The sequence below is a fragment of the Pantoea sp. SGAir0183 genome, from assembly GCF_043545505.1.
Window position 1 is genome coordinate 3,884,630 of sequence record NZ_CP028053.1, and the last position, 15,152, is coordinate 3,899,781.

Consider the following 15,152-nt stretch of genomic DNA (forward strand, 5'->3'; position numbering starts at 1 on the left):
CTGACAAGGCTTTATTGTCACGACGCCCTGTTTTTCATGCATAGTCATTCACATTATTCGAAGTTTTAAGCAACGCGACCTGATTAATTTTACTAATCACATGCCCCTAATTGATTCAAATTTGCTGCTATAAGAAAAACAGATACATCCTGCGCTTCCACTGCCTGTAGCAGCATTTGATGCTGTTTAGTACCCTGTCGCCAGCATACTTCAGCGATTTCACGCCACTGGCACAGTGATAGAGTTCACATTTCCCTCTCTGCCGCTTAATGAAAAACTGACACAATTTAGACACAAAAGCATAATAAATTCATTTGGTTATCGACATAAAGACGTGATTAAACTGTGTCAGGCTCGCTATTTGACCTTGATTCGCTTTCCCGATAAGTTGGAATTCCGCTGAAAGCTTTCATGATGGGCAAGCGTCACGGCATATCTATGCAACATGACGCCCGCATGGTTTGAGTCATCTCCTTTCGAGAACGGAAACACCACGCGCTACACATCCACGGACTTATCCTCCTGCCGATGAAAAGTGCGTAAAACGAAATCGCGCAGGCTGTCAGGCGCGGAAATAAAAGAATGCGCGCTGGGAAGAGTGTTTAACCAAGCTCAGTGCCTGAAACAATGCAGGTAATGTCAAAAGCAGTTTAAGGAGACCCTCAATGTCCACTAAAAAACCTGAATCCTATGGCTTATATAACCCAGCAGCAGGAAGTGACAGCTGTGGTGTAGGTTTCATTACCCGTAAGGACGGCGAGCAGACCCACGACATTCTGCGTATGGCGCACAGTGCACTCTGCACGGTTCCGCACCGTGGTGGCATGTCCGCTGAAGGCGTGGGTGATGGCGCGGGTGTCAACGTCGATCTTTCACTGCACTTTTTCCGTAAAATTACTGGTCAGGCGCTGGAAGCCGGTCGCTTTGGCGTGGGTAACTTCTTCGTTCCTAAAGATGCTGAACTGCGTGCCAATGCGGAGCGCCTGGTAGAAGAGACGCTGCGTCATTTTAATCTGCCGGTGATCATGAAACGCGAAATGCCGCTGGATAACAGCGTGACGCGTCCGGCCGCTGTCCAGTTTCAGTTGCCCATCGTGCAATGGATTTTTGCTGCGCCTCAGGATGTCAGCCACCAGAACGATTTTGAAAAACGGATTTATCGCGCCCTGCTGGCGATTGAGGCAGAGGCCTTTACGAAAAGTGAGTTTGGCGGTTTGTATCCGCTGTCGCTTTCGTCCCGTACCCAGGTATTCAAAGCCCGTCTGAATTCCAATGAGGTCATTCCTTATTTCAAAGATCTGACCGATCCCGATCATCAGGTCCGTGGGCTGTTTTTCCATACCCGCTTCTCAACCAATACCGATCCGCACACCACTATGGCGCAACCTTTCCGGTTAATGGCCCATAACGGTGAGCTGAATACCGATCGTAAAAACCGGATTGCTGAATCCGCGCTGGCCTCTGCGCGTGGAAAAACTATCGTTCGCCCGAAAGGTCAGTCAGACAGTTCCCGTCTTGACCAGAGCATTCACAGCCGCCTGATGGAAGACGATCTCGACTTAATCACCGCCGTAGTGTCGATGATGCCACCTGCATGGGAAAATGACACCGCGCTCTCTCCGGCGGTGCGTGACATGCTGGAATATTTCTCACTCTATGAAGAGAAGAACGACGGCCCTGCGGCGTTGATCTTTGGTAATGGGGAAGTGATTGGCGCACGTCTTGACCGTCTGGGTCTTCGTCCACTGCGTTCGGTTGAAACCGCCGAGTATATTGGTGCCATGTCGGAAGCCGGCCAGATTGCCTTTCCCCCGGAAAGCGTACTGCGCCGTGGTCGTATCGAAGCCGGCGGCATGCTCTATTTTGATCATCGCGAAAAACGCAGCTATACCACGCATGAAGCGCTGGAAAAGCTGGCTGCGGAAAAAGATTACGCTGCACTGCTCGGCAAATCTCGTGTCGATCTCAATGAGTTGCCTGTCATCCCTGCTGAGAAACAAGGGTCGCCTCTGCGCTATCGCGGCGATCTGAAAACCTATCAGCGCTTTGTGGCTTACTACTATAACCAGGAAAGCTTCAAATTCATGATGGACCCGATGCTGAACACCGGGGCCGAGAAAATCTCTGCTATGGGTTACGGCAACGCGATCAATGGTCTGTCCGATCATGAAGGCGGCATGGCGCACTACTTTTCGCAGCGTTTTGCACAGGTCACTAACCCACCGCTGGACTCCATCCGTGAAGCAGACGGTATGACGCTGCGCGTGGCACTGGGAGCCAAACCGCACCTGGGGCGCAGTAAAGGCCGTCAGATTATTGTGCCGACGCCTATTCTGACGCACCTGGACATGCTACAGCTGCGCGAACAGAACGTCGCACCTTATGCCCGTTTTGACATGCTGTATGAACCTGTCACCGGCAAAGACCTGCTCAGCCGTACGGCCAACGCCACTGCGCTGGAGAAGGCGATTGACGATCTGGCTCAGCAGGTCGTGGATTTCGCGCGTTCCCAGGGCGGGATCGCCGTCCTTACCGACCGTCACATCTCGTCCACCCATGCCGCCCTGCCCATGCTGTTGGTGGTTTCTGCGGTGAACCAGCGCCTGGTCCAGGAAGGATTACGTCTTGACGTGTCCCTGGTGGTGGAGAGTGGGCAGATTATCTCGTCGCATCACATTGCCGCGACGCTGGGCTTTGGTGCCTCTGCGGTCTATCCGCTCGGCGTACAGATGCGTGCCGAAGAGAAATTCGGTGAAGGTGAAGAAGGCAATAAAGCCTTTAAACGCTATGCCAAAGCCGCCGAAAAGGCCCTGATGAAGACCATGGGTAAAGTGGGCCTGTGTACCGTTGAAAGCTACAGTAGCGGTGAGTTCTTTGAACCTAACTTCCTTAACACTGACGATCCGGTGCTGAAGAAGTATTTCCCGAATATCAAAACGCCTGTTGGTGGCGCGGGCTTTGCCACCATCGCGCAAATGGCAGTGGACTGGCATCAAAGCGCGCTGAAAATTCAGGGCGAATCAGAAGTGCCATTGCTGGGGCTGTTTAAAGAGCGCGCAGAGGGCGCAGGCCACTCCTACGGCACCATTGCCGTGCGTACCTTTATTGATATGACGGAAGAGCCGATTCGCTTTGCGGACAAAGCGCGCGAAGAGGACAATTTCATTCGTCTGATGACGCTGGCCCGTCTGGATAATGCGTTTGGCATCAAGCCTGACACGTTCAAGGACAGCAGCTTTGAGCGCATTCCTGATGACGTGATGAATAACTTTGCCATCACAGCCGATTACCGTCAGTTCTCCAGCCTGATGTATGAAGAGCGTAAACGCCGCCCTGCTGCGCTGCGTGACATTCTGGCCTTCCCGGCCGATCTGACGCACATCGACAGCGAAGCGGAATTCCGCCGTAAACTGGGCCGTTATTCGCTGACCAACAACGGATTTGCTACTCGCGGCCTGGAATGCGAGGCCATCGAAGGCAGCCCGAACACCTTTATGCTGCGGCTGACCGATGCCATCGCCGGGCTGAAGCCGGAAAGCGAACGTCTGCTGAATCTGTCACGGGCGCTGAAAGCCCGCTTCAGTGACGAAATAGAATCGGCGGACGTGGTCGCAGGCGGCCTGAAAATCACCGCCGTAGGTAAAGCTGCCGACTATCTGTCGCGCATTTTTACTGCGCTGCCCTCACTGCCGTTAAGCGAAATTCAGCCTGCCTGTGAAATCACTCGTACTTTCGCCTCCGGGGCGATGAGTCACGGCGCGCTGGTGGCACCGGCACATGAAGCTGTCGCACATGGCACCAACATGGTCGGCGGCATGAGCAACTGCGGGGAAGGCGGCGAGCACTATTCCCGTCATGGCACTATCCGTGCGTCCCGTATCAAGCAGCTGGCGTCAGGTCGTTTCGGCGTCTGGGCGGCGTACCTGGCCGATCCGATGCTGGAAGAGCTGGAGATCAAAATTGGTCAGGGTGCAAAACCTGGCGAAGGTGGCCAGTTACCTGCGGCGAAAGTCACCGTCGAAATCGCGGCGGCACGTGGCGGCACACCGGGCGTTGAGCTGGTCTCGCCACCACCGCACCACGACACCTACTCTATCGAAGATTTGGCCCAGCTGATTCACGACTGCAAAGCGGCGCGTGTTCGCGTCATTGTGAAGCTGGTGTCCTCTGAAGGGATTGGCACCATTGCCGTGGGCGTAGCGAAAGCCGGTGCTGACGTTATTAACGTCGCCGGTAACACGGGCGGTACGGGCGCCGCCTCGGTGACCAGTCTGAAATATACCGGTCGCGTCGCGGAAATCGGCATTGCCGAAGTCCATCAGGCGCTGTGTGCGAACGGCCTGCGCGACAAAGTCCTGCTGCGCTGTTCAGGTGCACAGCAGACAGGCAGCGACGTGGTGAAATCCGCGCTGCTGGGCGGTGACAGCTTCGAATTCGGTACGACTGCGCTGATGATGCTGAAATGCGTGATGGCGAAGAACTGTAACGTCAAATGCCCGGCAGGGTTAACCACGAACGCTGAAGCCTTTGATGGCGATCCGCGTCAGCTCGCACAGTATTTTCTGAATGTGGCACACGAAGTCCGCGAAATCCTGGCGCGTATGGGCCTGCGCTCGCTGCGTGAAGCCCGTGGGCGCGCTGACCTGCTCCATTTGATGGATCACCCGCTGGAAGTCGGCAAGCTGGATCTGCGCGCCATGCTCACCGTGGTGCCAGAGCTGAAAATCGACAAGCCGGTTTATCTGGAGAAAGATTTTGAGCTGGATGATGGCTGGGTGGAAGAACTCAACCAGCAACTGGTGACAGCGGGCAAGACATCGCTGCAATTAGGTCACGATGTCGTCCTGAACAACCGCAATAAAAGCGTGGGCGGTCAGTTGGCGATCGATATCGAGCGCATGCTGAATCATACCCTGACAGCAGAGCAACTGCAGGCGATGCCCTCTGTGCTGCAGGACGATCGCGGTCGTCGCTATCTGGCGCCGGCCACGGTGCATATTACAACCACCGGCTCAGCCGGTCAGTCCTTCGGTGCCTTCTGCAATGACGGCATGCTGATGCAACATCGTGGCACCTGCAACGATGGCGTGGGCAAAGGCCAGTGCGGCGGCGAGCTGGTGGTGTTATCACCGGGCGGCGGCGCACAGGACAGCGATGGCAACGTCCTGATCGGTAACTTTGCTCTGTTCGGCGCAACGGGCGGCCGCCTGTTCGTGCAGGGCCAGGCGGGTGACCGCTTCGCAGTGCGTAACTCTGGCGCCACTGCGGTAGTGGAAGGCGTCGGTGACTTCTGTTGCGAATACATGACCAACGGTGCCGTGTTGAATCTGGGCACCTTTGGTAAAGGCTTCGGTAACGGCATGAGCGGCGGCTTTGCTTACCAGTACGATCCGTACGGCTCCCTGGCTAACCATGCAGCGGGCGATTCCGTTCTGTTTGGTTCCATTGCCGATGCCGATGAGCTGGCACAGATTCATAAGCAGGCCGTGCTGACCATGCTGTACTGGCATCTGGACGCCACGCAGTCACCACGTGCGGCCTGGCTGCTGGAGCACTGGGAAACCGAATGTCAGCACTTCGTGTATGTGATGCCGCGCTCTCTGCTGCTGTATCAGGATGGCGGTGAGATCCTGAAGGCGAAATCCCGTAAGGATTTGCTGGAAGAACTCTCAACCGCGCTGGCAGCGCATCAGGTGGCGAAATTCAAAGCCGCGTGGCGTGAAGGCAAAACCATTGCAGACGGTGCCGTACCGGCTTATGGCGCGACAGATACGGTCGAGATGTTTGTATTGCTCAATAACTACACCGTATTGAGCTTCGCGCAGCAGCTGGCTCTCGGCAAGTTACCGAAAGGCACCCACGTTGAGGATCCGGCGGTCGAGAAAGCGGTTCGTAATTTACTAATGACAGAGGACTTTTCGCTGGTCAGTAAACTGCAGCGCCATGCGCGGGCAGCCATTGAGAACTACAGCGACAGCGAATTAGCCAGCCTGATCGGTTCAAAACGCATGTCCGATTACAAAGCGGCACTGACGCAACGCAACATCCGTTCCATGGACAGCCTGGCCACCTATGGCTGGATCATGTATCAGGATGCCTGCAACCGTGAAATCCTTGGTCGTCTGCCTGATTTTGAAGAGTTGTTTGCACGTGCGGCATTACCTGAAATTGCGGCGGCGGTAGGGAAACTGGCCTGACAGCCGCGTCTGTAAACTGAACTGTGTTTAATCATGATTACCCGGAGGGTTTCGCGGTACCGGGCGGAGGTCAATCCCGAGCCTCTCTGTGGCAGACGGCCGCTGAGAGGACGGGTTTCGCCACACTCACGGCGGTGCGAAACATGATGGTTAAGAGCGGGATTGAGTAAAGGTATCCATGAAAATTCCATACATTCCTGAAGATGCACCTTTCAATGGTGATCAGAAATACTGGCTGGCGGGCTTTCTGGCTGGCCTGCACTCCCGTTTGCTGGTGTTAGAAGACAAACAGCAACCTGCCGCGGGCAACGCCGCCGCTGCAACGACCCAACTGCACATTCTTTATGGTTCGCAGACCGGTAACGCTGAAGCTCTGGCCCAGTCTGCGGCTAAATCGGCCCGTGCTAAAGGCCTGGTGCCTGTCGTTCAGGCGCTGGGCGATGTGGATCTCGACGTGTTTGCCACAATGCGCCACGTGCTGATCGTCACCTCGACCTACGGTGAAGGTGAAATGCCGGACAATGCCCAGTTATTCTGGGACGCCATCTCCGCCAGTACCGCACCGCGTCTGGAGCAGATGCACTTTGCCGTTCTGGCTATCGGCGACACCGGCTATGACGGTTTCTGCCAGGCCGGTAAATTCCTGGATATGCGCCTGGAACAGCTGGGTGCCAAACGTGTTGTTGATCGTATTGACTGCGATATTGATTATGAAGAGCCTTCGCATGCGTGGCTGAACAGCACGATGCCACAGTTCGCCAGCAGCGCAGGCAGCAGCGGCACGGTTCTGGAGAGCGCACCGGAAGCTCCGGTCATCCCCGGCAGCAACAAATCCAATCCCTATGCCGCAGCACTCATCACCAACAAGCGCCTGTCGAGTGAGCAGTCTGCGAAAGACATTCGCCATTTCGAATTTGATCTGACTGACAGCGGTCTGAAGTACGAAGCGGGCGATGCGCTGGGTGTGATCCCGGTGAACGAACCGTCGCTGGTCAGCCTGCTGCTGACACAACTGAACGCCGATTATCAGACGCCCGTCCCCGGCTTCGACAGAAGTCTTGGCGATCTGCTGACCTACCAGTTTGAAATTTCTGAGCCTTCACGCAAGCTGATTGAGTGGGTTGGACAGAACACCACGAACCAGGAACTGCGTCACGTACTTCAGCACGATGATAAAGATGCCCTGGGTGTCTGGCTGTGGGGCAAAGATACGCTGGACCTGCTGCAACTTGAGCTGACCCGCAGCCTGAGCGTGCCTGAGTTCGTCGCCCTGCTGCGTCCGCTGCAGCACCGTGCCTACTCCATTTCGTCCAGTTCCAAAGCGCATCCTAACCAGGTTCACCTGACGATTGCGGCTGTGCGCTATCACAGTGGCGGCCGCAACCGTAGCGGAGTCTGTTCAACCTACCTGTCCGAGCGCGTGCGTCGTGGCGAAAAGCCGGCGATCTTTATTTCGCCGAATAAATCCTTCCGGGTTCCGGCCAACGGCAATGCGCCCATGATCATGGTCGGCCCGGGTACCGGCATCGCCCCTTTCCGTGCGTTCCTGCAGGAACGTCAGGTGACCGGTGCGCAAGGCAAAAACTGGCTGTTCTTTGGCGATCAGCATCAGGAGCATGACTTCATTTACCGTGAAGAACTGACGGCCTGGCATGAGAGCGGTTTGCTGACGCGTCTCGATCTGGCGTTCTCACGCGACCAGGACAAAAAAGTCTACGTGCAAAACCGTATGCTGGAACAGGGCGCAGAACTGTACGCCTGGTTGCAGGAAGGTGGGTATTTCTACGTCTGTGGTGATGCCTCACGCATGGCGAAAGACGTGGATAATGCACTGTATGAAATCGTACGCCAGTTTGGTGGTCTGTCCAGCGAGCGCGCGGCGGACTACATCGATCAGTTGAAGAAAGAAAAACGCTACCTGCGCGACGTGTACTAATCTCAGCCGCAGAAAGCAAAAATCCGGGTACGCTGTGCGCCCGGATTTTTTTCGCTCATCATTCTGACGATCAAAAAAATGCCTGTCGGCTGACAGGCATTCTGAGTTATTTCACCACACGCAGTGCGGGACGACCGCCGCGCGGTGGCGGATCGTCATCAGGTGAGTTGTCGTCATCGCTGGCATCGTGAGGGCGATCGCCATCAATCACTGACATGACCGTCTCTTCCTGATTTTCCGGGAACGCCTGGGATGCCCCTTCATAAGCCGGTTCAGGCTCAAACATGGTCCCCGCACCGTTTTCACGCGCATAGATGGCCAGAATGGCCGCCATCGGCACGTTCACCTGGCGCGGCACGCCACCAAAGCGGGCATTAAACGAGACTTCCTCGTTACCCAGCTCAAGATTGCCTACAGCGCGCGGCGCAATGTTGAGGACGATCTGACCGTCCCGTGCATATTCCAGCGGAACCTGAACGCCCGGCAGGTTGATATCGACCACCAGATGCGGCGTCAGCTGGTTATCCAGGAGCCAGTCATAAAAAGCCCGCAGCAAGTAGGGGCGACGGGCCGTAAGTTGCGACATTTCCATAAATCAGCCCCGGGCTTGCAGGCGCATTTCACGTTCAGCTTCAGTCAGTGAAGCAAGGAAGGAGTCACGTTCAAATACGCGGTTCATATAGCCTTTCAGCTCTTTTGAGCCCGATCCCAGCAGATCGATGCCCATTGACGGTAAGCGCCACAGCAGCGGTGCCAGATAGCAGTCAACCAGGCTGAACTCGTCGCTCATAAAGAAAGGTGAACGTCCAAACAGGGGGGCAATCGCCAGTAACTCTTCACGCAGCTGCTTACGCGCCGCTTCGGCTTCCTGACCGCTGCTGTTCTCGACCTTTCTCATCAGGCTATACCAGTCTTGCTCGATACGGTGCATCATCAAACGGCTTTCGCCACGCGCAACCGGATAAACCGGCATCAAAGGCGGGTGTGGGAAACGCTCATCAAGGTATTCCATGATGATGCGTGATTCATACAGTGTCAGTTCGCGATCCACCAGCGTCGGCACAGTACGGTACGGATTGAGGTCAATCAGATCCTGCGGCAGGTTATCCATTTCGACCTGCTCGATCTCTACGCTGACACCTTTCTCGGCCAGCACAATACGCACCTGATGGCTAAAAATGTCAGTAGGACCAGAAAACAGCGTCATTACCGAACGTTTGTTGGCAGCGACAGCCATGAAAACCTCCCAGTTTGTTCACAAAAAGTTACTGCGAATGGCCAACCACACGGCGACTCACCTGCTCATAGAACTCGCTCGCAATCCGCGCTAACCACTCCCGACTGATGCCAGGCGCATAACGCGCCAGCTTGCGGGCGCAAAGTGACAGGGAGTTTACCAGATTTTAGGCAGCTTGTGGGCGGGGGAATGCATTTTTGCGGGTAAAATGCGAACAGCATTGTTGTTTTCTGTGACTGCGCCGCCTGGCATGAAAAGCAAAAAACCCGCCGAAGCGGGTTTTTTGTGCCAACTGTGACTGCCGAAGCAGCAACAATTAACGTTTGGAGAACTGAGGACGACGACGTGCTTTACGCAGGCCGACTTTCTTACGTTCAACCTGACGAGCATCGCGAGTAACGAAGCCTGCTTTACGCAGTTCGCCACGCAGTGACTCATCATACTCCATCAGAGCGCGGGTGATACCGTGACGGATCGCGCCTGCCTGACCAGAGATACCACCACCTTTAACGGTGATGTACAGGTCCAGTTTGCCAACCATATCAACCAGTTCCAGAGGCTGACGCACGACCATGCGTGCAGTCTCACGACCGAAATACTGCTCCAGAGAGCGTTGGTTGATGACGATGTTACCGCTACCCGGCTTGATGAAGACGCGTGCGGATGAGCTTTTGCGGCGACCAGTGCCGTAGTTTTGAGTTTCAGCCATTGCCTTTAATCCCGATTAAATGTCAAGAACTTGCGGTTGCTGTGCCGCATGGTTGTGCTCGTTACCTGCGTAAACTTTCAGTTTACGGTACATAGCACGACCCAGCGGGCCCTTCGGCAGCATGCCTTTAACCGCGATCTCAATCACGCGCTCAGGACGGCGAGCAATCATCTCTTCAAAGGTCGCCTGTTTGATACCACCGATGTGACCAGTGTGGTGATAGTAAATCTTGTCAGAACGCTTGTTGCCGGTGACAGCAACTTTCTCAGCGTTCAGAACGATGATGTAATCACCTGTATCAACGTGCGGAGTGTATTCCGCTTTATGCTTACCACGCAGACGGCGTGCCAGTTCAGTCGCCAGGCGACCCAAGGTTTTGCCAGTTGCGTCAACAACATACCAGTCACGTTGGACGGTTTCTGGTTTAGCTGTAAAAGTTTTCATCGAAAAGCTTACCCAAATTAAGTTACACGTTGGTGAAATCCCAAACGCTTAAGTAAACGAATGAGGCTCACACGACCATTTTGACCAGCAAGCCACCCCTTCGGATAGCGTTACCGGCGCGCAGAGGATTTGGGAAAAAAATCCAGTGCCGTAACGTGGGGTCGCAAGATTATAGAGAAGTCGATTACAAAAATCGAACTCTATTTTCATTTATTACCCGGAATCTCAGGGTAAATGCGCCAGCCGCAGATACTCTTCGCTCTGCATTTCCTGCAAACGCGACAGGCAGCGCTGGTATTCAAATTTCAGGCGCGTGCCCTGATAAATTTCGAACAACGAGGTTTCCGCGGCGACGACCAGTTTGACATGGCGCTCGTAAAACTCATCCACCAGCGCCAGAAAACGCCGCGCCTGATCTTCCGTTTTATAAATCATGACCGGCACATCAAACAGCAGCACGCTGTGAAAGCGGCGCGACAGTTCGATGTAATCGTGCTGGCTGCGCCCTTCCCCACACAGGGTTTTGAAGTCGATTGCCACCACGCCTTCACTGACACCCAGCGTGGGCATTTTGCGATGGTTGATCTCCAGCACCGGTGCGCTGTCGCGTTTTTCCCCTGACAGCGCCTGGAACATGCGGTCCATATCGGCGTAGGTTTCTGGCCCTAAAGGAAACTTCCACAGATGCGCCGACGTCAGCGTGCGCAGACGGTAATCAATGCCCGCATCAACGTTCATGACGTCACAATGTTGCTTGATCTGCTCAATGGCCGGCAGGAAACGCGCGCGCTGTAAACCGTTTTTATAGAGGTTATCGGGCGGAATATTCGAGGTGGCGACCAGGCTGATGCCCCGTTCGAACAACGCTTCCATTAACGTGCCCAGCAACATGGCATCCGTAATATCGGACACAAAAAATTCGTCAAAGCACAGAATATCGGTTTCGGCTTTGAAGCGATCGGCGATGATCAGCAGCGGATCGCTGTGCCCCTGCAGTTCGGTCAGCTCTTCGTGCACGCGCAGCATAAAGCGGTGAAAGTGTAAGCGCAGCTTGCGGTTGCCAGGAATAGACTGAAAAAACAGATCCATGACCCAGGTTTTCCCGCGCCCCACGCCGCCCCACATATACAAGCCACGTACCGGCGTTTTGACCTGGGATTTCTCTTTACCCATCAGCTTCGACAGACGACCAAACAACCCCTGCGAGGCAGGTTCAGTCGTCTGCTGGCGGGCGATGAGCCCTTGCTGGATAGCATCTAAGCGGGTGATCGCTTCACGTTGTACATCGTCGGGCTTAAAATCGCCCTGCGATAGCGCCTGCTCATAGCGGGCAAGCGGAGATGAGGTTTGCATGGTTCGCTCAGTGTCCCTGAATGTTGTCTTATTCACACATCGTTTGTCGAAAAAAAGGCCGCTCTACACTAAGGCATGGCGCTCCAGAGTTCCACATCCATAAGATTAACGGGTATAGTGACTATTATTAAGTGGTGCAACGCCCTACGGAACAACGGAAATAACACGGGAGTCATTATGACCTGGGAATACGGGCTAATTGGTTTAGTGGTAGGTATCATTGTCGGCGCAGTAGCTATGCGTTTTGGCAACAGGAAACTGCGCGAGCAGCGCAGCATGCAGTATGAGCTGGATAAAACGAAAGCCGAACTGGCTGATTATCGTGAAGAGCTGACCAACCACTTTGCGCAAAGCGCCGAGCTGCTTGACAACATGGCACGCGATTACCGTCAGCTTTACCAGCATATGGCGAAAGGATCTAATGACCTGCTGCCAAACATGCCTGGCGACAAAAATCCCTTTGCCTGGCAACTAACCGAAGCGGAAGCCGATAACGATCAGGCACCGGTTCAGATGCCACGCGATTACTCAGAAGGCGCTTCCGGTTTACTGCGCGGTGAACGCGCCGTGCGCGACTAAGCGTATCGGGCGCAGCCACGCTGTGCCCGCTGTTTTTGCGAACCCCGGCCGCAAACGGCTGTCTCACTGATTTATCCCCCCCACTTTTTGCAGCGAGAGCGTTGTAGCAATGAAAAAACAAGCACGACTGTTAAGCGCGTTAGCCTTGAGTATTGGAATGAGTCTTGCCGCTGCGCCCGACGCAATGGCGACGCTACCTGCACAGATTCAGGGGCAGCCACTGCCCAGCCTGGCACCGATGCTGGAAAAAGTGTTACCTGCCGTGGTCAGTGTGCATGTTGAAGGCACGCAGTCTGATTCACAGGCCCAGGATATTCCTGAACCCTTAAAGCGTTTCTTTGGCCAACTGCCTGGCGGCGGTCAGTCTCAGCCGCAACCGTTTGAAGGCCTGGGTTCCGGCGTCATTATCGACGCCGCGAAGGGCTACGTGTTAACGAACAACCACGTGGTCAACGGCGCCGATAAAATCAATGTCCAGTTGGGCGACGGCAGTGAATATGACGCCAAACTCATCGGTCACGATGAACAAACGGATATTGCCCTGATTCAGATCCAGGGCGCTAAGAACCTGACGCAGATTAAAGTCGCGGATTCCGACCAACTTAAGGTGGGCGATTTTGCCGTCGCTATTGGTAATCCCTTTGGGCTGGGCCAGACGGCTACGTCCGGGATTATTTCGGCACTGGGCCGCAGCGGACTGAATCTTGAGGGGCTGGAGAACTTTATCCAGACGGATGCCGCCATCAACCGCGGTAACTCCGGCGGTGCGCTGGTGAATTTAAACGGCGAACTGATTGGTATTAACACCGCCATCCTCGCCTCCAGCGGCGGTAATATCGGCATTGGCTTTGCGATTCCAAGCGATATGGCAATCAACCTGGCCGATCAGTTGATTAAGTATGGCGAAGTCAAACGCGGTCAGCTTGGCATTAAAGGCACGGAAATGACGGCGGATATGGCCAAGGCGTTTAACGTCGATGCCCAGCGCGGTGCTTTCGTGTCTGAAGTTCTGCCGCAGTCGGCGGCACAGAAAGCCGGTATTAAGTCGGGAGATATCATTGTTTCTGTGAATGATAAACCCATCACCAGTTTTGCTGAGTTGCGCGTAAAAATCGGCACCACGGCACCCGGCGAGAAAGTGAAGCTGGGCCTGCTGCGTGAAGGCAAACCCGTCAGCGTTGAGGTCACTCTTGAGCAGAGTGCTCAGACAACCGCCAGCGCACAACTGCTGTCACCGGCTCTTCAGGGTGCCACGCTGAGCGATGGTCAGACGAAAACCGGTGATAAAGGCGTGAAGATTGACGGCATCGAAAAAGGCACGCCGGCTGAACAAGTGGGCCTGCAAAAAGATGATGTCATCATTGGCGTTAACCGCACGCGCGTTCAGAATATTGCCGAAATGCGCAAAGTGCTGGAAGCCAAACCACCAGTGCTGGCGCTGAATGTCGTGCGCGGTCAGGAAAGCATCTATCTGTTATTGAGATAAACCACGCATAATGGCGGACACAAGCACGTGTGTGTCCGCCTCGCGCATGGTATTCTCCCCAACGTTCTCCCCTGACGTGATTTAACACCATGTTTCTTAAACTTTTGCGTTCAGTGGTGTTGGGACTGATTGTTGCGGGCATCTTGCTCGCAGCGTTGCCCGCACTGCGTTTGGGCGGTGCTGCCCTCTATAGTCAAAATGACAGTAACGATGAAACGCCCTTTGGCTTCAATCAAGGGGTGCGCCGCGCTGTGCCTGCCGTGGTCAACGTTTATAACCGCAGTACGCAAGGGAACAATAACCGTGGTATCACCACGCTGGGTTCCGGCGTGATCATGAATGCCAAAGGCTATATTCTGACCAACAAGCACGTCATTAATAATGCCGATCAAATCATCGTCGCCCTGCAGGATGGCCGCTTCTTTGAGGCGACGCTGGTTGGGTCGGATGCGATGACCGATTTAGCGGTGCTGAAAATCACCGCGCCGAATCTGCCGGTGATCCCCATTAATCCCAAACGTGTCGCACACATTGGCGATGTCGTGATGGCCATTGGTAACCCCTATAACCTTGGGCAAACGGTCACGCAGGGCATTATCAGCGCAACGGGTCGGGTCGGACTGAGCTCGTCAGGCCGCCAGAATTTCCTGCAGACCGATGCCTCCATTAACCAGGGCAACTCCGGTGGCGCGTTAATCAATTCGCTGGGCGAGCTGATGGGAATTAACACCCTGACCTTCGACAAAAGCAGCGACGGTGAAACGCCCGAGGGAATCGGTTTTGCCATTCCCACCGCACTTGCGTCGAAAATCATGGATAAGCTGATTCGCGATGGCCGGGTTATACGTGGCTACATCGGTATCACAGGGCGCGAAGTGCCCCCGCTGCACGGTCAGGGAAACAGTCTGGACAGAGTTCAGGGGATTATCGTCAGCGTCGTTACGCCCGGCGGCCCGGCGGATAAAGCCGGTATTGAGCCTAACGATGTGTTGCTGAGTGTGAACGGAAAACCGGCTATATCGGCACAGGAAACCATGGACCAGGTTGCCGAAATCCGTCCCGGCTCAGTGATTGATGTCCAGGTGCTGCGTAATGATAAGAAGCTGACCCTGCCGGTGACGATTCAGGAGTTTCCGGACAACAGTCAGTAGGCAAAATATTTTGACGGGAACGCCCGTCCCACGGAAAAAAACAGACAAGGCCGCGCATTG

The 15,152-nt window shown here is 54.8% G+C and carries 10 protein-coding genes; 5 read left to right on the forward strand and 5 right to left on the reverse strand.

What is annotated here, in order from left to right; genetic code table 11:
- The first annotated feature begins 665 nt into the window (after positions 1-665).
- The gene (locus C1N59_RS18065) at positions 666-6,197 is read left to right on the forward strand and encodes a glutamate synthase-related protein (RefSeq protein WP_394549997.1); all 5,532 of its coding nucleotides are present in this window, start codon (positions 666-668) and stop codon (positions 6,195-6,197) included.
- Positions 6,198-6,375: 178 nt separating this feature from the next.
- Positions 6,376-8,133 (forward strand): sulfite reductase subunit alpha, encoded by a 1,758-nt coding sequence (locus tag C1N59_RS18070; protein ID WP_394549998.1) that lies wholly within the window; start codon positions 6,376-6,378, stop codon positions 8,131-8,133.
- A gap of 106 nt (positions 8,134-8,239) precedes the next feature.
- Here the strand turns inward: C1N59_RS18070 and sspB are convergent, their stop codons facing one another.
- The 5 genes from sspB to zapE all read right to left on the reverse strand — a co-directional run bounded on the left by sspB (position 8,240) and on the right by zapE (position 11,876).
- Positions 8,240-8,725 carry a ClpXP protease specificity-enhancing factor gene (gene sspB / locus C1N59_RS18075; RefSeq protein WP_394549999.1) on the reverse strand — a complete coding sequence of 162 codons (486 nt, stop codon included), beginning with the start codon at positions 8,723-8,725 and terminating at the stop codon, positions 8,240-8,242.
- A 3-nt stretch (positions 8,726-8,728) separates the two neighbouring features.
- Positions 8,729-9,370: a stringent starvation protein SspA gene (sspA, locus tag C1N59_RS18080; RefSeq protein WP_033739161.1), complete on the reverse strand. Its 642-nt coding sequence runs from the start codon at positions 9,368-9,370 to the stop codon at positions 8,729-8,731.
- A gap of 316 nt (positions 9,371-9,686) precedes the next feature.
- A complete protein-coding gene (gene rpsI, locus C1N59_RS18085) occupies positions 9,687-10,079 on the reverse strand; it encodes a 30S ribosomal protein S9 (protein ID WP_006121723.1) in 393 nt (130 codons plus the stop codon).
- Positions 10,080-10,094: 15 nt separating this feature from the next.
- The gene (gene rplM / locus C1N59_RS18090) at positions 10,095-10,523 is read right to left on the reverse strand and encodes a 50S ribosomal protein L13 (protein WP_006121722.1); all 429 of its coding nucleotides are present in this window, start codon (positions 10,521-10,523) and stop codon (positions 10,095-10,097) included.
- 225 nt (positions 10,524-10,748) lie between these two features.
- Positions 10,749-11,876, reverse strand: a complete 1,128-nt coding sequence (zapE, locus tag C1N59_RS18095; RefSeq protein WP_033739160.1) for a cell division protein ZapE — start codon at positions 11,874-11,876, stop codon at positions 10,749-10,751.
- A 177-nt stretch (positions 11,877-12,053) separates the two neighbouring features.
- Between zapE and zapG the strand changes: the two genes are divergently transcribed.
- From zapG to degS, 3 genes are all read left to right on the forward strand, one after another.
- A complete protein-coding gene (gene zapG / locus C1N59_RS18100; RefSeq protein ID WP_006121720.1) occupies positions 12,054-12,455 on the forward strand; it encodes a Z-ring associated protein ZapG in 402 nt (133 codons plus the stop codon).
- Between the two features lie 109 nt (positions 12,456-12,564).
- On the forward strand, positions 12,565-13,941 hold the full coding sequence (gene degQ, locus C1N59_RS18105) for a serine endoprotease DegQ (RefSeq protein WP_394550000.1): 1,377 nt from the start codon (positions 12,565-12,567) through the stop codon (positions 13,939-13,941).
- Between the two features lie 89 nt (positions 13,942-14,030).
- The gene (gene degS, locus C1N59_RS18110) at positions 14,031-15,092 is read left to right on the forward strand and encodes an outer membrane-stress sensor serine endopeptidase DegS (protein WP_033739158.1); all 1,062 of its coding nucleotides are present in this window, start codon (positions 14,031-14,033) and stop codon (positions 15,090-15,092) included.
- The last annotated feature ends 60 nt before the right edge of the window (positions 15,093-15,152 follow it).